The 13150-nt window shown below is 67.8% G+C and carries 14 protein-coding genes; 7 read left to right on the forward strand and 7 right to left on the reverse strand.

Features of this window, described 5'->3' with window-relative positions; genetic code table 11:
• Window positions 1-7: 7 nt before the first annotated feature.
• On the forward strand, window positions 8-1585 hold the full coding sequence (locus ACK4HL_RS00715; RefSeq protein WP_409755584.1) for a hypothetical protein: 1578 nt from the start codon (window positions 8-10) through the stop codon (window positions 1583-1585).
• The gene (locus ACK4HL_RS00720) at window positions 1582-2073 is read left to right on the forward strand and encodes an HAD-IIIA family hydrolase (protein WP_409755587.1); all 492 of its coding nucleotides are present in this window, start codon (window positions 1582-1584) and stop codon (window positions 2071-2073) included. Before ACK4HL_RS00715 ends, ACK4HL_RS00720 begins: the two co-directional genes overlap by 4 nt.
• Here ACK4HL_RS00720 and ACK4HL_RS00725 read toward each other — a convergent pair.
• Genes ACK4HL_RS00725 through ACK4HL_RS00735 form a run of 3 tightly spaced genes read right to left on the reverse strand, consistent with a single transcriptional unit; the run spans window position 2070 to window position 5369 of the window.
• Window positions 2070-3050: an LLM class flavin-dependent oxidoreductase gene (locus ACK4HL_RS00725; protein WP_409755590.1), complete on the reverse strand. Its 981-nt coding sequence runs from the start codon at window positions 3048-3050 to the stop codon at window positions 2070-2072. The two genes, ACK4HL_RS00720 and ACK4HL_RS00725, sit on opposite strands and share 4 nt — an antisense overlap.
• Window positions 3043-3999 (reverse strand): UDP-glucuronic acid decarboxylase family protein, encoded by a 957-nt coding sequence (locus tag ACK4HL_RS00730; protein WP_409755593.1) that lies wholly within the window; start codon window positions 3997-3999, stop codon window positions 3043-3045. The genes ACK4HL_RS00725 and ACK4HL_RS00730 overlap by 8 nt, the downstream gene beginning before the upstream one ends.
• Before the next feature lie 5 nt (window positions 4000-4004).
• Window positions 4005-5369 (reverse strand): UDP-glucose dehydrogenase family protein, encoded by a 1365-nt coding sequence (locus tag ACK4HL_RS00735; protein WP_409755596.1) that lies wholly within the window; start codon window positions 5367-5369, stop codon window positions 4005-4007.
• Window positions 5370-5674: 305 nt separating this feature from the next.
• On the opposite strand from ACK4HL_RS00735, the gene ACK4HL_RS00740 reads away from it, so the two are divergent.
• From ACK4HL_RS00740 to ACK4HL_RS00755, 4 genes are read left to right on the forward strand one after another with little or no spacing between them, the layout of a single operon-like run.
• Window positions 5675-5875: a NepR family anti-sigma factor gene (locus ACK4HL_RS00740; RefSeq protein ID WP_409755599.1), complete on the forward strand. Its 201-nt coding sequence runs from the start codon at window positions 5675-5677 to the stop codon at window positions 5873-5875.
• A gap of 37 nt (window positions 5876-5912) precedes the next feature.
• Window positions 5913-6503 (forward strand): sigma-70 family RNA polymerase sigma factor, encoded by a 591-nt coding sequence (locus tag ACK4HL_RS00745; protein WP_409756114.1) that lies wholly within the window; start codon window positions 5913-5915, stop codon window positions 6501-6503.
• 48 nt (window positions 6504-6551) lie between these two features.
• Window positions 6552-6710: a DUF3309 domain-containing protein gene (locus tag ACK4HL_RS00750; RefSeq protein WP_409755602.1), complete on the forward strand. Its 159-nt coding sequence runs from the start codon at window positions 6552-6554 to the stop codon at window positions 6708-6710.
• Window positions 6711-6766: 56 nt separating this feature from the next.
• On the forward strand, window positions 6767-7864 hold the full coding sequence (locus ACK4HL_RS00755; protein ID WP_409755605.1) for an AI-2E family transporter: 1098 nt from the start codon (window positions 6767-6769) through the stop codon (window positions 7862-7864).
• Between the two features lie 9 nt (window positions 7865-7873).
• Here ACK4HL_RS00755 and ACK4HL_RS00760 read toward each other — a convergent pair whose 3' ends face one another.
• The 3 genes from ACK4HL_RS00760 to ACK4HL_RS00770 form a co-directional block, all read right to left on the reverse strand.
• The gene (locus ACK4HL_RS00760) at window positions 7874-9994 is read right to left on the reverse strand and encodes a PAS domain S-box protein (protein ID WP_409755609.1); all 2121 of its coding nucleotides are present in this window, start codon (window positions 9992-9994) and stop codon (window positions 7874-7876) included.
• A gap of 335 nt (window positions 9995-10329) precedes the next feature.
• Window positions 10330-10491, reverse strand: coding sequence for a hypothetical protein (locus tag ACK4HL_RS00765; RefSeq protein WP_409755612.1), 162 nt, complete (start codon window positions 10489-10491; stop codon window positions 10330-10332).
• On the reverse strand, window positions 10491-10952 hold the full coding sequence (locus ACK4HL_RS00770; protein ID WP_409755615.1) for a hypothetical protein: 462 nt from the start codon (window positions 10950-10952) through the stop codon (window positions 10491-10493). The genes ACK4HL_RS00765 and ACK4HL_RS00770 overlap by 1 nt, the downstream gene beginning before the upstream one ends.
• Before the next feature lie 167 nt (window positions 10953-11119).
• Here ACK4HL_RS00770 and ACK4HL_RS00775 point away from each other — a divergent pair, with 167 nt between their 5' ends.
• Complete coding sequence (locus tag ACK4HL_RS00775; protein WP_409755618.1) at window positions 11120-12124, forward strand: SIS domain-containing protein; 1005 nt, start codon at window positions 11120-11122, stop codon at window positions 12122-12124.
• On the opposite strand, the gene galE is transcribed toward ACK4HL_RS00775, so the two are convergent.
• Window positions 12108-13115 carry a UDP-glucose 4-epimerase GalE gene (galE, locus tag ACK4HL_RS00780; RefSeq protein ID WP_409755621.1) on the reverse strand — a complete coding sequence of 336 codons (1008 nt, stop codon included), beginning with the start codon at window positions 13113-13115 and terminating at the stop codon, window positions 12108-12110. The two genes, ACK4HL_RS00775 and galE, sit on opposite strands and share 17 nt — an antisense overlap.
• Between the last annotated feature and the right edge of the window lie 35 nt (window positions 13116-13150).

Raw genomic sequence — 13150 nt, forward strand, 5'->3', positions numbered from 1 at the left:
CGGCGCCTTGCTGCTCTTCGCCAAGAAGTGCTTCGCCGCCGCGCCGGGCCGCTTCGCCCGGGCAATGACCCGGCAGGTAGCCGAGATCGAAACCCCCGGTCTTGCTCAGGCGCGCGAGTGGCTGGTCTTCGCAGGCCAGCTCGAGCAGGCGGTGCTGGACGACGGCGGGCTGCCCGACGTGGCCGGCATCACCGACGCGGCGGCGGCACTCTTCCTCGACATCCGCGGCAGCAAGCCCGCCGGTGCTGCGCGTGAGTCTCTCCTCGCCAGCCTCGCCCTGGCCGAGGCCCTGCCCGACCGCTCGCTCGAGATACGCATCCCCGAAGGATTCGCCTGGTATGCCGTCTACCCGGACGCCTATGCCCAGACGGCGGAGCGCTGGGCGGCAAGCCATGCCCCGGGCACCGTGCTGGTGATCGGCCTCAGGAGCATCGGCACGAGCCTCAGCGCCGTGGTGGCCGAGGCCTTGCGCCGGTCGGGGGTTCCGGTGCTGCGCCGCGTCACGCTGCGTCCTTCGGGCCATCCCTTCCACCGGGCCGCCGATCTGCCGTCGGAGCTGCCTGCCGCCGCCGCAGCGATCGTCGTGGACGAAGGCCCCGGCCTCTCCGGCTCCTCCATGGCCGGCGTCGCGGGGGCGCTGCACGCGCGGGGCTTTCCTGCGGCGGGACTTCATTTCTTCCCAGGCCACGGCAACGGCCCGGGCGAGATGGGAGACGACGAGACGATCGGCTGGTGGCGGCGGGTGCCGAGCTGGTGGACGCCGCAAGACGAGATGCGGATCGGCGCCCAGACGCTCGCGGAGGAGCTGAGGCTTGCCGCGCCTGATCGCGCCACTTCGCCGGGCTGGCGCTTCGGCGGCTTCGCCGCGGTGAGCGCCGGGCTCGAGACCCTGGCCGCACGCAAGGCGGCGCGGCAATCGCGGCTCGCGGCGGAGGGCCTTGCCCTGCCCTGCACCGCAACGGCCCATGGCTGGATCATGATCGAAGACCAGGGTACCCCCCTGTCGCAGGATGATCTCGGCGCTGTCCTGACCGAGGACAGACTTGCAGCCACCATCGCGCGCGCCGCCCTGCCGTCAGAAGGCGAGGAAGAGTCCATCGCATCTCTTCGCCGGACTGCCGTAGCGCTGGCGGGCCTTCCGCAGCCGCTCCGCCGTGGATTGGACGGCGGCGGCATCGCGGCACTTGCGCAGAGGATCGCCCGCCGCACCCGCGCGGGGCCCTGCGCCGGTGCCGGCCGCATGGCGCCGGAAGACTGGTCACGGCTTGCCGATGGCCGGGTGCTGAAACGCGACGCCACCGGAGCCGACTGTGACCACGGCTGGGCCGGGCGGCAGCCTGTCCTCTGGGACGTCGCCGGTGCCGCCGCCGAATGGGAGATGGACCGGCAGCACCTGGCCCTGCTGCTCGAAACGCTCGCCACGCGCCACGGCATCGCTGCCGAGCCTCTTGCGCTCTTCTTCCACCAGGCGGGCTACTGCGCGCTCGAGCTCGCGAAGGCGCTGCATTCCGGGGATGCGGCGCGCGCCGCCGCTTGCGGGCGCCGGATGGGCCTTGCCCTCGACATGCTGAGGCAGACCGCATGAGGGATGACTTCGCCAGCGTCCGGCTTTTCATCTTCGATGCCGACGGCACGCTCCGCTGGACCACCATCCCCGAGCAGAAATACCCGCTTGGACGCAGCGAATGGCAGCTCATGCCCGGTGTCGCGGAAAGGCTCCGGGCGATCCCCTGGGCGCCCGGGGGGCCATGGCTTGCCGTTGCCTCGAACCAGAACGGGGTCGCCGCGGGAGAACTCGCCGCGGAGATGGCCCGCGGCCTGATCGAGGACATGCTGGCTGCGGCGCTCGGAGCGGTCCCGCCGGAAACCGAGATCGCCATGTGCACCTGCGACGAGCGGCTCGACTGCGCCTGCCGAAAGCCCGCACCCGGCATGCTGCTGGGCCTTCTCGACCGTTTCGGCGTCAGGCCGGACGAGGCCCTGTACGTGGGCGATCTCCCGATCGATGCGGAGGCGGCGCGGCGGGCCCGCGTGCCCTTCATTTTCGCCCGGGACTTCTTCGCCTCGTCCTAGAGATCGAGGCTCTTCAGCAGATCGTAGGAGCGGAGACGGGCGGCGGGATCATAGACGGCGGTGGCGACGATGAGCTCGTCCACCTCCGTGCGCGCCAGGAAGTCGCGGAGACCCTTCGCGACCGTGCCCGGCGCGCCCACGAAGGAGCAGGCCAGCATGCGCATTGCCTGCATCCTCTCCATTGCATTCCAATAGGCGTCGATGTCGTCGATCGGGGGCTGCAGCAGGCCGCGGTCGCCCCGCACCATGCCGACGAAGCGCATCTGCAGCGAGGTGAACAGGCGTTTCGCCTCAGCATCGCTCTCGGCCACGATGACGTTCACCCCCGCCATGGCGTGGGGGGCCTGAAGCTGGTGCGATGGCTGGAAGCGTTCCCGGTAGAGGGCGATCGCCTGGTCCAGCGCTTCGGGAGCGAAATGCGAGGCGAAGGCATAGGGAAGCCCGAGCAGGGCGGCGAGCTGCGCGCCGAAGAGGCTGGAGCCCAGGATCCACAGCGGCACCTCGGTGCCCGCGCCCGGCACGGCGCGGATCGTCTGGCCGGGCTGCGGCGGCGCCAGCAGCGCCTGGAGCTCCAGCACGTCGTCGGGAAAGGACTCCGCCGCCGTGGGATCGCGCCGTAGTGCCCGCAGCGTGGCGCGGTCGGTGCCGGGCGCCCGTCCGAGCCCAAGGTCGATGCGGTCCGGGAAGATCGATGCCAGCGTGCCGAACTGCTCGGCGATGACGAGCGGCGCGTGGTTCGGCAGCATGATGCCGCCCGCACCCACGCGGATGGTCGAGGTGTGGCTGGCAACGTGACCGATCACCACCGCCGTCGCCGCACTGGCGATCCCTTCCATGTTGTGGTGCTCCGCCACCCAGTAACGGCGGTAGCCGAGCGCCTCGGCGTGGCGGGCGAGCACCGCCGCCTCGCGGAGCGCGTCGGCGGGCGTGTGGCCCTCGCGCACCGGCACGAGATCGAGAACCGAGAGTTCAATCATCGAAGCTGCGGAAATGGTCGATCGTCCGCGCCAGACCATCGGCGAGCGGCACCTTCGGCTCCCAGCCGAGCGCCTTGCGGGCCAGGGTGATGTCCGGCTGGCGCTGCTTCGGGTCATCGGCGGGAAGCGGCAGGTGCTTGACCTTCGAGCGCGAACCCGTGAGCCGCAGCACCTCGCCGGCGAGCTCGATCATGGTGAACTCGCCGGGATTGCCGAGATTGACCGGGCCCGTCAGCTCGGGCGGCGAGTCCATCAGCTTGAGGAAGCCGTCCACGAGATCGTCGCAGTAGCAGAAGGAGCGCGTCTGCGAGCCGTCGCCATAGATGGTGAGATCCTCACCGGCGAGCGCCTGGGTGATGAAGTTCGAGACCACCCGCCCGTCGCGCGGGTGCATGCGCGGGCCGTAGGTGTTGAAGATCCGCGCCACCTTGATATCGACGCCATGCTGGCGGTGATAGTCGAAGAACAGCGTCTCCGCACAGCGCTTGCCCTCGTCGTAGCAGGCCCTGGTGCCGATCGGGTTCACGTGCCCCCAATAGTCCTCGCGCTGCGGATGCACTTCCGGGTCGCCATAGACCTCGCTGGTCGAGGCCTGGAAGATGCGGCAGCGCAGGCGCTTGGCCAGGCCCAGCATGTTGAGCGCGCCCATCACCGAGGTCTTGGTGGTGAGCACCGGGTTGTACTGGTAGTGAACGGGTGAGGCCGGGCAGGCGAGGTTGTAGATCTCGTCCACCTCCACCTTCAGCGGATTGCACACGTCGTGGCGCAGGAACTCGAAGCGCGGGTTGCCGTGAAGATGCTCGATGTTGCGCTTCGACCCGGTGAACAGGTTGTCGGCGCAGATCACCTCGTGCCCCTGCCCCATCAGCTTGTCGATCAGGTGCGAACCGAGGAAGCCCGCGCCGCCGGTCACCAGGATGCGCTTGCGGCTCTCGTAAAGTCGCGCCATGTCTCTCAGACCGCTCCTGACTTGAAGGGAAGAATGTCGGCCCTTCGGGTGTCCGGCGGCACGATGCTGGCTCTGCCGATCGAATGGTAGGTGATGCCGGAGCCCTGCACGTCGGCAAAGGCGAAGAGGTTGCGGAAATCGACCATCACCGGCTGGCGCATGTCCTTGGCGAGGCGCCTCAGGTCGAGGCCGCGGAACACGTTCCATTCGGTGAGCACCACCACCGCATCGGCGCCGATGGCGGCAGAATAGGCATCCGCGCACCACTGCACCGATTCGAAGCTCTGCCGCCCATTGTCCATCGCAACCGGATCGAAGGCCGCCAGCGCCGCGCCGCGCCTTTGCAGCTCCGGCACCAGGCTGAGGGCCGCGGCATCGCGGATGTCGTCGGTCTCGGCCTTGAAGGCGATGCCGAGAAGCGCGACCTTCTTGCCCGCCAGCGTGCCGCCCACCGCCTCCTGGATGCGGTCGGCGAGGGCCCGCTTTCGCCCCTCGTTGGCAGCGATGACGGTCTCCACGATGGTGATGGGCCGGCCATGCTGCCGGGCGGTATGGGCAAGCGCCCGGGTGTCCTTCGGAAAGCAGGAGCCGCCGAAGCCCGGTCCGGGGTTCAGGAACTGCAGCCCGATGCGCTTGTCGAGGCCCATGCCGCGCACCACGTCCTGGATGTCCGCGCCGACCTTCTCGCACAGGTCGGCGAGCTGGTTGACGAAGGCGATGCGCGTGGCGAGGAAGGTGTTTGCTGCATATTTGATGATCTCCGCCGCCTCGCAGGACGTGGCGACGATTGGCACGTTCTTGGCGGCGAGCGGCCGGTAGAGCTGGCGCAGGGCGGCTTCCGCCCGCTCCGAGCCGACGCCGATCACTACCCGGTCGGGCCGCAGGAAATCCTCCACCGCCGAACCCTCGCGCATGAATTCGGGATTGGACGCCACCTCGAAATCACCGTCGGGCCTCGCCTTCGAGATGATTTCCCTGAGCCTGGCCGCGGTGCCCACCGGCACCGTGGACTTGGTGACGATGACCGTGAAGCCCTGCATGGCCCGCGCGATCTCCTCGCCCGCGGCAAAGACATAGGAGAGGTCGGCTGCGTCCTCGCCCTCGCGCGTCGGCGTTCCGACTGCGATCAGCACGATGTCCGCCGCGGCGACGGCGCTCTTGAGGTCCTCGGTGAAGCTGAGGCGCCCCGCCTGGCGGTTGCTGTTGAGGATCGGCTCGAGCCCCTGCTCATAGATCGGCGTCTTGCCGTTCTCGAGCATCGCCACCCGGCGTGCATCCCGGTCGACGCAGGTCACCTCGTATCCGAAATCCGAGAAACAGGCCGCCGAAACCAACCCCACATAGCCCGCGCCGATGACGGTGATCTTCATTTGTTGCCCTTGCCCTGCGTGAGGTCAGATTCGGTCCAAAATGCGGCCTGTGCATAAACTGTTCCACGACAACTTGGAATAGCGCTCTCCGCTCACCCTTTCGTGCCCGTAAACGGCCTTCCACCTGAGGGCGCGAGAAGCGTTCACGAGGCGGCGCTCATTTTCTTCCGCATTCGAAAAAATGGCCGCTGCGGGAACCATATCTCCGGCCTCGCCTTACATGACGAACACATGGTGAGGCGTGCCGCCGCACGTGGAAAACGGGGCGGCTAGGTAGAAGAATGGACAGTTCCGGAGATTTGAAGATGGCCCCTTTCCGGCGGGAGGGGCAGGGATTCCAGAAGCAGCCGCTCCCCAAGCTGCGCCCTGCCGTACATGACATGATCGGGCGCAGGCTCAGGCTCCATTACGAGGAGTTGCAGCAGCAGCCTTTGCCGGAGCGCCTTTCGGCGCTCCTCGAGGAACTGGACCGGCCGGACGAGCCGACCCGCAAGCGGCGTAACTGACATGGGCGATATGCGGTCGGTGACTGCGACCCCCCGGATCCCCGGGGGGGAACGCCGGGAGGCTTCCGAAGAGGGCCGTGAGCAGTTCCGCCAGCACCTGCTGGCGGCGATCCCCAAGCTGCGCGCCTTCGCCCTGTCGCTCGCCTCCCACGCCGACTACGCCGACGACCTCGTGCAGGAAACCCTGATGAAGGCGTGGAACCACCAGAACAGCTTCCAGGAAGGGACCAACATCAAGGCCTGGCTGTTCACCATCCTGCGCAATGAATATTTCAGCCAGCTCCGCAAGCGTCGTCGCGAAGTGGAGGACGCAGACGGCGATTACGCCAGCAGCGTGATGACCCCGGGCGGCCAGGAAAGCCAGCTCGACATGGCCGACCTCCGCATCGCGCTCCAGCAATTGCCGGACGACCAGCGCGAGGCCGTGGTGCTCGTGGGCGCCTCGGGCTTCTCCTACCAGGAGGTGGCGGAGATCTGCCGCGTCCCGGTCGGCACGGTGAAAAGCCGCGTGAACCGGGCCCGCAACAAGCTTGCGATCCTCTTGGGCAACGACGCCGCGGGAGCCGCCGCGGACAAGGCCGTCGCACGCCAGGCCGGGGAGCCCGATGACCCATCGGAACACAAGTAGACTTTCGAGCGTTCTGAGCTGCCTTCATAACCATAAAGGAGCTCGTCCATGACGCTCGGCACCATCCTCCTCATCATCCTCATCCTGATCCTGATCGGCGCCCTTCCGAGCTGGGGCTACAGCCGCAGCTGGGGTTATGGCCCCTCGGGCATCCTCGGCCTGATCCTAATCGTCGTCATCATCCTGATGCTGATGGGCAGGATTTGACACCAGCCGAACCCCTGCTCTCCGAAGAAGCCCGGCTCCTTCTCCACATCCGGAGAGTGGCAGCCGGCCTTCTCGTCATTGTCGCGGTAGGCGGGGCTTATTTCGCCCGCGATTTCCTTCTGCCCGCCGTCTTTGCGCTCTTCATCGCCGTCACCCTGAGACCGCTGATCCGCGCCCTGTCGCGCAAGGGTGTGCCCGACTGGGCCACCACGGCGGCGATCGTCCTCATCGGGGCGGTGCTCCTCGGGCTGGCGGTCTATGCCTTTGCCGGCGCCATCATGCAGTGGATCGAGGATGCGCCGCGCCTGCAACGCGAGTTTCTGAGCAAGATATCGAGCCTCCGGGCCTCCTTCTCCAGCCTGATCTCGCTCGGCGAGACGCTCCAGGAAGCGGCAAGCCCCGATGCCGCCAACGGCGGGGCGCAGGAGGTGGTGGTGAGGGAATCGCTCCTGCCCACGGCGCTCACCTTTCTGGCCGGCTATCCCGTCAATGTCATCTTCGTCGCGAGCGGCGCCATTGTCATTGCGGTGTTCCTCATGGCATCGGGCGATCTGTTCTACGAGAAAATGATCAGGATCCTGCCCAGCCTCTCGGACAAGAAGGCGGCACTCCGCATCGTGCTCGACGTCGAGCGCGAGGTCTCCGCCTATCTGCTGACCATCACCCTGATAAATGCCGCTCTCGCCACGGCCGTGGGAGTGGCCTTCTGGTTCATCGGACTTCCGACGCCCCATCTCTGGGCGCTCTTCGCCCTGATCCTCAACTATATCCCCTATCTTGGGCCCATTACCGGCCTCGCGTTCTCCGCCATCATTGGCATCATCGTGTTCGACAGCATCGGCCAGGCGCTGCTGGCGCCCGCCGCATATGGCGTGCTGATCGGGCTCGAAACCCAGATCGTGACGCCTGCGCTTCTCAGCCGGCGCATGAGCATCAATGCGGTGATGATCCTGCTGGCGCTCGCCTTCTTTGCCTGGCTCTGGGGCATCGCCGGCATCGTCGTCGCCGTGCCCATCCTCGTCACATTCCGCGTGCTGTGCAGCCACGTCGAGGCGCTGGCGCCCTTTGGCGAGTTCCTGTCCCAGAAGCGGCGGAACGGAGAAGAAGCCGTGGAAGAGATCGCCCCTCCCAACGGCCCGGAAAGCACCCGCTGAACCGGCGGCTCAGCGCGCGAATTCGAGCCTGCAGATGAGCCCGTCCTGCGTGAAGCGCTGTGACACCTTGAGCGCGCTCGAGTTGATGAGGAGCGAGCCGAAGCCGGAGAACTCCGGCTTCTTCTCGATCTTCGGCCCGCCATGTTCGCGCCAGACGAGGCGCAGCCGCGTCTTCGTCGCCGTCCAGATGATGTCCACCTGGCCCTCCGGCACGGAGAGCGAGCCGTACTTGGCGGCATTGGTGGCGAGCTCATGCAGTACGAGGCCGAGCTGCGTCGCCACCTCCGCGCTCAGCACCACCGCGGGGCCCCTCAGCCGGAAGCGGCCCTCATAGTCGTGCACCATGGCCGCCACCTGGTGGTGGATGATGGTGTCCAGCCGGGCGCCGCCCCAGTCGGCCTCGGTGAGCAGGCTGTGCGAGGCCGCGAGACTGCGGATGCGCCCTTCGAAGGCATCGACGAAGCTGCGCGGGCTCGGGCTCGAGCGCAGCGTCTGCCGCGCCACCGACTGCACCACGGCGAGCGTGTTCTTCACCCGGTGGGAGAGCTCGCGCAGCAGCATGGCCTGGCGCTTCTCCCAGTTCTTGCGTTCGGTGATGTCCTGGTCGATGCCGCGCGTGCTGACGGGCCGCCCGTGCTCGTCCTTGATCACGTCGCCGGCGAGTGCCGTCCAGATCTCCGTGCCGTCGGGACGGACGATCGGGAATTCCAGCGTGAAGGAGCCGCCCTGCAGCATGGCGCGGGCGAACTCGCGCCGCGCCCTCTTGCGATGGGCGGGCGAGATGCGCTGGGCGAGCGACTCGCGCGAGGGCTGGCCCTTGGCGGGATCGAGCCCGTAGAGCGCGAACATCTCGGGCGACCAGTGCAACTCGCGGCGGCGGAGGTCGAAGTTCCACGCACCCGCGCGGGCACTCCTGAGGGCCAGCCTGAGGCGGGCCTCGTTCTCGCGCAGCATCTCGTTCTGGCGCCGCCGCTCGGTGACGTCGCGGGCGATCGTCGAAGCCCCGACGACCATGCCCTGCGGGTTGAGGATGGGCGACACCGACACCGCGACGTGGATCTTGCGCCCCGTGCGGTGAAGCCTCACGGTTTCGTGCGATCGGACCGGCTGGCCCGTGCGGATCGTGTTGAGGATATGGATTTCCTCGTGCTCGCCGTCTTCCGGGATGAGCTTCCAGATCGACTCGCCGATCATTTCCTCGGCGCTGTAGCCGAACAGCCGCTCCGCACCCTTGTTCCAGCTGGTGATGACGCCGCGCAGCGACTTGGCGATGATCGCCTCTTCCGAGGATTCGACGATCGCGGCCAGCCGCGCTGCCGCCTCCTCCGCTGCCTTGCGCTCGGTGATGTCGATCATGACGCCATAGGACTCGAGCGGCACGCCATCCTGGCGGCGGACGACCTCGCCGCGCGACAGCAGCCAGCGCAGCTTCGAGTCCGGCAGCTTCAGGCGGAATTCGATTTCCATGCGGTTGCCGGGCGTGCGCGCCGTTTCATGCGCCCTGCGCCAGGCTTCCCGGTCCTCCGGGTGAATGGCGCTTTCGAGCGCGCGTGGCGTGCCGTCGAACTCGTGGCGCTCGATTTCCAGCAGGGCCAGAAGTTCGTCGGTGCAGGTGAAGCGGTCGGAGACGATGTCGAAATGCCAGGCAGCCATGCGGGCAGCCTCGAACACCACCGAGCGCAGCCGCGCGGCCTTGCGCAGTTCACGCTCGACGCTGACGCGCGCCGAAACGTCGATGATCGCGCCGCGGATGCCGGTGAGGCGCCCCTCGGGGCTGAATTCGCCCTCGCCGCGGTCCAGCACCCAGAACTGCTTGCCCGACCCGGCGTGCGCGATCCGGTACTCGATCTCGAAGCCCGGCGACTCCGGCGTGAGCCGCGCCCGCGCATCCTCATACTGGCTGCGGTCCTCCGGGAAGATCGCGGCCGCCCAGGTGGCTGCCGGAGCCGCCGGCGGAACACCCAGTATGTCCATGCTGTTGTCGGAACGGACCATGAAGCCGGAGGCGCAGTCGATCGAATAGAAAACGATCCGCGCGACGCTGAGCGCCTGCAGCGCCCATGCGGGCCCACCCTGCGCCGACAATTTCCTGTCCGGATCATGCATCCGGCTGTTCTGCTGATCAAACATGTTCAACGCCAATGGCCAACGCAACACACGCATACGCACTGTCCGTGAAGGCCGCCGACAGGCGGCCTCCCGTTTGCGGGCGCCGGCTTCTCGACCTCCGGCAACCCTTCAGAGCCGTCCAGAACTTCCGCCCCGCCACAAGGGCAGGACCTGTCTTCGGACAGGACTTTGCGCCGCGCCGTCTTCTCACTCGGTCCCTTCCCGCGGTCGCGATGGATGATGAACGCAAGCCCCTGGGCTCAATCGTTTTCCTCCCCGCGGTCCCCATGCCGTTCAGCCACAACGCGTCACGCACGGGTTTTGTTCCCGTGCGTGACGAAGCCCCGGCGGCACAATCATTGCGCGAAGACGAGGTAGACGACGATGAAGGCAGCCACGACGCCCAGAAGCCCGAACGCCAGCACGTAGATGTTGTAGCCGGGCCTGGCCTGTCGCGCCTCGGTCTTGCCGAGTTCGATCTCCTTGTTCTCCTCGTCCGGGCCCGGCCTGATCCGCATCAGCGGGCCGAGGTCAGTTCGCCCGTCCGCCTGGCGGCGGCACCATGAGCATGCTCGTGATGATTGACGTGCTCGCCATGGGCGGGCAGCTGCAGCACGCGGGCCCGCTGGCCTTCATGCAGAAGGGTCAGCTTGATGATGCGGCCATCGGCAAGCTCGAGAGCGTCGTGATGGGTATGGGGATTGTCGATGTCCACCTGGCGGAAGCGCGCCAGGCGGGCGTCGGCCATGTCATAGCCCAGGCGCTTCTTCATGAAGTTCACGACATAGCCCCACAGGCCGTTGTAGCGGACCGGCTCCTCGAAGGCGAGTTCGGTGCCGGGCAGCAGGCACACCGCCACCCCCGGCTCGTGCTCGGCGCAGAAGCCGCGGGTCGGGGTCATGGGGAAGCTGCTCGTCACCAGCTTGTCGCCGATTGCGGCGGCGCGGCTGATCTGATTTTCCAGGCTGTAGTCGCACATCGATGCACCTCTGAGCGTTGTGAGCCGTCCGGAGCCGAACCCTCGTTCGTCCCGAAAGAACGTCACGCCATCATGAAGGTTCCGGCTGCGAGGGCCGCGTTCCAGCGTGATTACGAGACACTCCAGTTCTGCTATGCCTTGGCGATGGAAGCCACCGGAGCGAGGGCATGAGCCTCATGGCGAAGGAGGCGGCGCAAGCGCCGCAGGCGGCCGCCCGCTTCCTGCAATGCAATGGTGAAGCGCTGGCAGCGCTTGGCGCACGGCTGCGGCGCGACCCGCCCTCCCTTGTCATCACCTCGGCCCGCGGCAGTTCGGACCACGCGGCAGGCTATTTCAAGTATCTCTGCGAGATTCTCACGGGGGTGCCGTGCGCCTCGATCGGCGCCTCGGTGGTCTCGGTCTATGGCGCGAGGCTCACGGCGCCGCGCGCGCTCTCGCTCACCATCTCCCAGTCGGGCCAGAGCCCCGATGTCACGGCGCTGCAGAGGGCGGCAAGGGAGGGCGGGGCGACCGCCGTCGCCCTGGTCAATGCGCCGGATTCACCCGTCGGCCGCGGGGCGGAGATCTGCCTCGACCTCTGCGCGGGTGAGGAACGAAGCGTTGCCGCCACGAAATCCTTTCTCGTGTCCTGTCTCGCCGGCGCGGCCGTCATCGCGCACTGGACCGGCGACCAGGCCTTGCTGGCGGCCGTCGCGCGCTTGCCCGAAACGCTCGCCGCGGCCTTACGGCTCGACTGGCCGTTCTTGCCCAGCCTGGCCGAGCGCGCCACCTCGATCTACGTTCTCGGCCGCGGCCCCGGCCTTCCCATCGCGCAGGAAACCGCGCTCAAACTCAAGGAGACCTGCTCGCTCCACGCCGAGGCGCATTCCGCCGCGGAGGTGATGCACGGCCCCCTGGAACTCTTGGAGCCCGGCTTCCCGGTGATCGTCTTCGCGCCCGCCGACGCCGCGCAGGCCATGACGCGCCAGGCGGTCGACACCCTGCGCGAGGCGGGCGCCGAGCCTCACGTGGTGGACGGGCGCGACATCCCCTATGTGCCGAGCGGCCATCCCCTGCTCGACCCGGTCTCGATGATGGCCACCGCCTATCTCGCCGTCGAGAAGACGGCAGTGAAGCTCGGCCGCGATCCCGACAGGCCGCGCCTCCTGCGCAAGGTCACGCAGACCCGCTGAGAGCCTGCCGCCCGCGCTCCTGCTGATGCCACTTCCAGGCGGAGGAGATGATCTGCTCGAGGTCGCTGTTGCCCGCCTGCCAGTTGAGCAGACGCCGCGCCTTGCCCGCCGCGGCGACGAGTTCAGCCGGATCGCCCAGGCGGCGGGGCGAGACCCGGCAGGGAACGCTGCGCCCGGTGACGCGCTCCGCCGCCACGATGATGTCCCTCACGCTGGCGCCACGGCCGGTGCCGAGATTGACCGCCTCGGAGGCGCCGCCGTCCAGGAGATGAAGCGCACCGGCGAGGTGGGCCCGGGCCAGGTCGTTCACGTGGATGTAGTCGCGGATGCAGGTGCCGTCGGGTGTCGGATAGTCGTCGCCGAAGACGTCCAGCGCCTCGATCTCGCCGGAAGCCGCCATCAGCGCACGCGGGATGAGGTGCGGCTCGGGGTCGTGGCGTTCCCCCGTCTCGCCCTCGGGGTCCGCTCCGCAGGCGTTGAAATAGCGCAGCGCCACGTGGCGCAAGCCATGCGCGCGGTCGAAGTCCTGGCAAATCCGCTCCATCATCAGCTTCGACTGGCCGTATGGGTTGATGGGGTTTTGCGGCGTCTCCTCCGGGATCGGCACGCTGCGGGGCTCGCCATAGGTGGCGCAGGTCGAGGAGACGACGATGTTCCCGACGCCCGCCTCCGTCATCGCCTTCAGGATCGAGAGGGTGCCGCCCACGTTGTTCTCATAATACATGTGCGGATTGGCCACGGACTCGCCAACATAGGCGAAGGCGGCAAAATGGATGACCGCGTCCGGACGGAACCAGCGCATCGCCTCGCGCAGCAGGCGCGTGTCGCGGATGTCGGCCTCGATCAGCGGCCCCCATTTCACCAGGTCCCGATGGCCGCGCGAGAGATTGTCGCAGACCGCAACCTCATGGCCCTCCCGGGCGAGCATCTTGGCGGTGTGGCTGCCGATATAGCCCGCCCCGCCGGTCACCAGGAACCTGCCCATCTGCATCTCCCCACGCCGCCCGCCAGACCGGGCTCCCGCTT

The organism is Aestuariivirga sp., assembly GCF_046294715.1.
Classification (GTDB): Bacteria; Pseudomonadota; Alphaproteobacteria; order Rhizobiales; family Aestuariivirgaceae; genus Aestuariivirga.

Excerpts from the sequence above, each read along its gene's own strand:
- ACK4HL_RS00720 (WP_409755587.1), top strand. The coding sequence starts at position 1,582 with ATGAGGGATGACTTCGCCAGCGTCCGGCTTTTCATCTTCGATGCCGAC.
- ACK4HL_RS00725 (WP_409755590.1), bottom strand. The coding sequence starts at position 3,050 with ATGATTGAACTCTCGGTTCTCGATCTCGTGCCGGTGCGCGAGGGCCAC.
- ACK4HL_RS00730 (WP_409755593.1), bottom strand. The coding sequence starts at position 3,999 with ATGGCGCGACTTTACGAGAGCCGCAAGCGCATCCTGGTGACCGGCGGC.
- ACK4HL_RS00735 (WP_409755596.1), bottom strand. The coding sequence starts at position 5,369 with ATGAAGATCACCGTCATCGGCGCGGGCTATGTGGGGTTGGTTTCGGCG.
- ACK4HL_RS00740 (WP_409755599.1), top strand. The coding sequence starts at position 5,675 with ATGGCCCCTTTCCGGCGGGAGGGGCAGGGATTCCAGAAGCAGCCGCTC.
- ACK4HL_RS00750 (WP_409755602.1), top strand. The coding sequence starts at position 6,552 with ATGACGCTCGGCACCATCCTCCTCATCATCCTCATCCTGATCCTGATC.
- ACK4HL_RS00760 (WP_409755609.1), bottom strand. The coding sequence starts at position 9,994 with ATGTTTGATCAGCAGAACAGCCGGATGCATGATCCGGACAGGAAATTG.
- ACK4HL_RS00765 (WP_409755612.1), bottom strand. The coding sequence starts at position 10,491 with ATGCGGATCAGGCCGGGCCCGGACGAGGAGAACAAGGAGATCGAACTC.
- ACK4HL_RS00770 (WP_409755615.1), bottom strand. The coding sequence starts at position 10,952 with ATGTGCGACTACAGCCTGGAAAATCAGATCAGCCGCGCCGCCGCAATC.
- ACK4HL_RS00775 (WP_409755618.1), top strand. The coding sequence starts at position 11,120 with ATGAGCCTCATGGCGAAGGAGGCGGCGCAAGCGCCGCAGGCGGCCGCC.
- galE (WP_409755621.1), bottom strand. The coding sequence starts at position 13,115 with ATGCAGATGGGCAGGTTCCTGGTGACCGGCGGGGCGGGCTATATCGGC.